This window comes from Streptomyces sp. NPDC041970 (genome assembly GCF_055588985.1).
Genome location: NZ_JBVJCD010000112.1, coordinates 1 through 3,424, shown reverse-complemented (window position 1 = coordinate 3,424; position 3,424 = coordinate 1). Strand labels below are relative to the sequence as shown.

At 74.6% G+C, this 3,424-nt stretch carries 3 protein-coding genes; 2 read left to right on the top strand and 1 reads right to left on the bottom strand.

Annotation, left to right across the window (positions count from 1 at the left end; genetic code table 11):
• Positions 1-153 precede the first annotated feature (153 nt).
• Positions 154-438, bottom strand: coding sequence for a hypothetical protein (locus ACZ6EJ_RS27745; RefSeq protein WP_469270945.1), 285 nt, complete (start codon positions 436-438; stop codon positions 154-156).
• 142 nt (positions 439-580) lie between these two features.
• On the opposite strand from ACZ6EJ_RS27745, the gene ACZ6EJ_RS27740 reads away from it, so the two are divergent.
• Positions 581-1,240 carry a class I SAM-dependent methyltransferase gene (locus ACZ6EJ_RS27740; protein WP_469270944.1) on the top strand — a complete coding sequence of 220 codons (660 nt, stop codon included), beginning with the start codon at positions 581-583 and terminating at the stop codon, positions 1,238-1,240.
• 536 nt (positions 1,241-1,776) lie between these two features.
• On the top strand, positions 1,777-3,252 hold the full coding sequence (locus tag ACZ6EJ_RS27735) for a SulP family inorganic anion transporter (RefSeq protein WP_469270943.1): 1,476 nt from the start codon (positions 1,777-1,779) through the stop codon (positions 3,250-3,252).
• Positions 3,253-3,424: the final 172 nt, after the last annotated feature.

Below are 3,424 nucleotides of genomic sequence, written 5' to 3'. Positions count from 1 at the left end.
TCGCTACACCATCCGGACCTGCACCAGTCCACCTACCTGCTCGCCCTCTCCCACCCCCCCCCCCCCCCCCCCCCCCCCCCCACCCCCCCCCCCCCCCCCCCCCGCCCCCCCCCCCCCCCCCCCCCCCCCGGCCCGCTCCGGCCCCGCCGGGGTTCAGCGGCCGGCCGGAGCCCGGACGCCCGACCGGACGCGGGGCGACCGCTCGGCGGTCCGCAGCCGCCGCAGCGCGTGGCCGCCGCACCTGCGCCACTCCCCCGGCGACACCCGCGGACGGCCCGCGCCGTTCGTGACCAAGGCGTTCACCGAACTCATCGGGTCCGCCGACAGGGTCTTGGCCAGCAGCACGCCGACCACCAGCGGGAGCAGGGTGACGGCCAGGGCGGTCCCGGCGCTGGTGACGTGCTGGATGCGGGGGTGGCGCGGCGTCTCGGAGTCCATGCGGTCATTCGAACAGCGGGCTGCGAGCCGAACATGGGGGGACGTACTCAGAGGTGACGGCCCGGCATACTCAGCCCCGTACCGGGGGACGCTCGCAGCGGCGGGGCCCCGTAAGGCCGCCGGACCACGGAGGGACGCGACGATGGGCGACGGCCGCGGACGACCGGAGGGGCGGGGCGACCGGGGACGTGCGGCCGCCGCGGTCTTCGACGCGCTGGGGGCGGAGTACGAACGGGCCTTCGCCGGTTCGACCGGCCACCGCGACTCCCTGGAGCGGTTGCTGGCCGAGCTCGCGCCGGGGAGCGCGGTGCTGGACGTGGGCAGCGGGACCGGCCGCCCCACCGCGCAGGTCCTGGCGGAGGCGGGGCACCGGGTGCTGGGCGTCGACGTGTCGCCGGTGATGACCGCGCTCGCGGCGGAGCGGGTGCCGGCCGCAGAGTTCCGGTGCGCCGACATCCGGGAGACGCCGCTGCCCGAGGGCGGTTTCGACGCCGTCTGCGTCTACTTCTCGCTGCTGCAGATGTCGCGCGGCGACCAGGGCGCGCTGCTGGAGCGGCTGGTCCGCGCGCTGCGCCCCGGCGGGACGCTGGTCGCCGCCACCGTGCCGGTGGACGTGCGGGACGCCGACGCGGTGTTCATGGGGCAGCCGGTCCGCGTCTCCAGCTTCGGTCCGCGGGAGTTCACCGCGCTGCTGGCACGGGCGGGGCTGGTCGTGGAGTGGGAGCGGAGCACGCTGTTCACGCCCGCGCACCCGGCGGGGGCGCCGGAGCCGCATCTCTTCGTGCACGGCCGACGCCCCTGACGGACCGCGCCCGCCTGCCCTTTCCCCGGTCGACCGGAAGAACAAGCCGAACGAATGACAAGAATGGCGCATTCGCGTTCCCTCAAAAGAAGGTAATGCGTGAGCAAAATTCTGGTCTATATGCTGAGCTGTAGCAGTACCCCCACGGCGCGTTCGGAGCAGGCTCCTCGGCCGCCGTCCATCGGTACGCCTTCGGCGACCCCGAGGCGAGAGCCCTCCCTGTCCCGAACACCCACACGGACATCAGCAGCGCATTCGTCGCCATGACCCGACCACACCGCTCCCGGCTCCGCCGGATGCAGGAGGCAGGCCACCCATGCAGTCCCTTGTCGAACACGCCCGGAATTTCATCGAGCACGTCGCCGCGAAAGCGAAGGACGTCGTGCGTCTCGCCCACGCCCGGCCTCCCGAAACCCCTTCCGCCGCCCGCTCGGCACCCCCGCGCCGTCCCCCCTCCGCTCCTCGGCGCGCGCCCCGGACCACCCCCGCACGCCCCGGCTTCGGCCGGACGCGACCGTGTCTACAAGGGAAACCCCATGATCTCCGCGAAGGAACTCAAGAACCCCCACGTCGTACGGCGTGACCTGCTGGCGTCCCTCGTCGTCTTCCTCGTCGCCCTGCCGCTCTGCGTCGGCATCGCCGTCGCCTCCGGGGTGCCGGCCGAACTGGGCCTGGTCACCGGCATCGTCGGCGGGCTCGTCGTCGGACTGCTGCCGGGCAGCCGACTCCAGGTCAGCGGTCCCGCCGCCGGTCTCACCGTGCTCGTCTACGAGGCGGTCGACGAGTTCGGCCTCGGCACGCTCGGGCCGATCGTGCTGGCCGCCGGGCTGCTCCAGGTGGTGCTGGGCCTGGCGCGCTTCGGCCGCTGGTTCCGCGCCATCTCGGTCTCCGTGGTCCAGGGGATGCTCGCCGGCATCGGACTGGTCATCGTGTCGAGCCAGCTCTACGCCCTGGCCGACACCGAGCAACCGGGCAGCAGCCTGGCCAATCTGGCCGGGCTGCCGGAGCTCGCCGCCAGGATCGCCTCGAACGGCGAGGCCACCACCGCCTTCTGCCTCGGCGCCGGAACGATCGCCGTGCTCCTGCTGTGGCCGAGGCTCCCGGCCTCCGTACGGATCGTGCCCGCCCCGCTCGCGGCGGTCGCCCTGGCCACCGGCGTCGCCTTCCTGGCTGGCCTGCGGCCCGCGGTGGCCGACGTGAACGGGCTGCTGCACGCCATCGACCCGCCCGGCGGCGCGGAGTTCGGCCGGCTCGCCGACGTCGCGGTCATCGGCACGGTCCTCGCCTTCGCCCTCATCGCCTCGGCCGAGAGCCTGTTCAGCGCCGCGGCCGTCGACCGGATGCACGAGGGGCCGCGCACCGACTACGACAAGGAGCTGGTCGCCCAGGGCGTCGGCAACAGCCTCTGCGGGGCGCTCGGGGCGCTGCCGATGACCGCGGTCATCGTCCGCAGCGCCGCCAACGTCCAGGCGGGGGCGACGACCGCGCTCTCCCGAGTCGCCCACGGCCTGTGGCTGCTGCTGTTCGCCGCGCTGCTGCCCGCCGCCGTCGGCGTCATCCCGCTGGCCGCGCTCGCCGGCATCCTCGTGCACGCCGGGTGCAAGCTGGTGCCCGCCAAGGAGTTCGGACCGCTCTGGCGGGACCACCGGGGGGAGGCGCTGCTGCTGGCGGTCACGGCACTGGCCATCGTGGTGACCAACCTCTTCGAGGGGGTCGTGCTCGGCCTGCTGCTGGCGGTGGTCAAGTCCGCCTGGGAGACCTCCCACGTGCAGCTCTCCACCCACCGGCTCACCGACGGGCGGGTCGTCGTGACGCTCACCGGGAACGCCACCTTCCTGCGGCTCCCGCGCATCCTGGAGCAGTTGGAGGAGCTTCCGCAGGACCGGGACCGGCCCACCGAGCTGGACCTGACCGGCCTGCGCCACCTCGACCACGCCTGCCGGGTCGCCCTGGAGAACTGGGCGCGCCGGCACAACGACGCCGAGAACGACCCGGTGATGATCCGCCGGTGACCGGAGGCGCGGGAGTGTTCCCGCTCCCGCGCCCGACACGGCTCCGGGGGGGGCCCCGCGGGGGGGGGGGGGGGGGGGGGGGGGGGGGGGGGGGGGGGGGAGGGGGGGGTGTGGGGGGGGGGGGGGTGGGTGGGGCGCTCATATGTCACTCGCCCGCCTGTTCCTCCGGTCG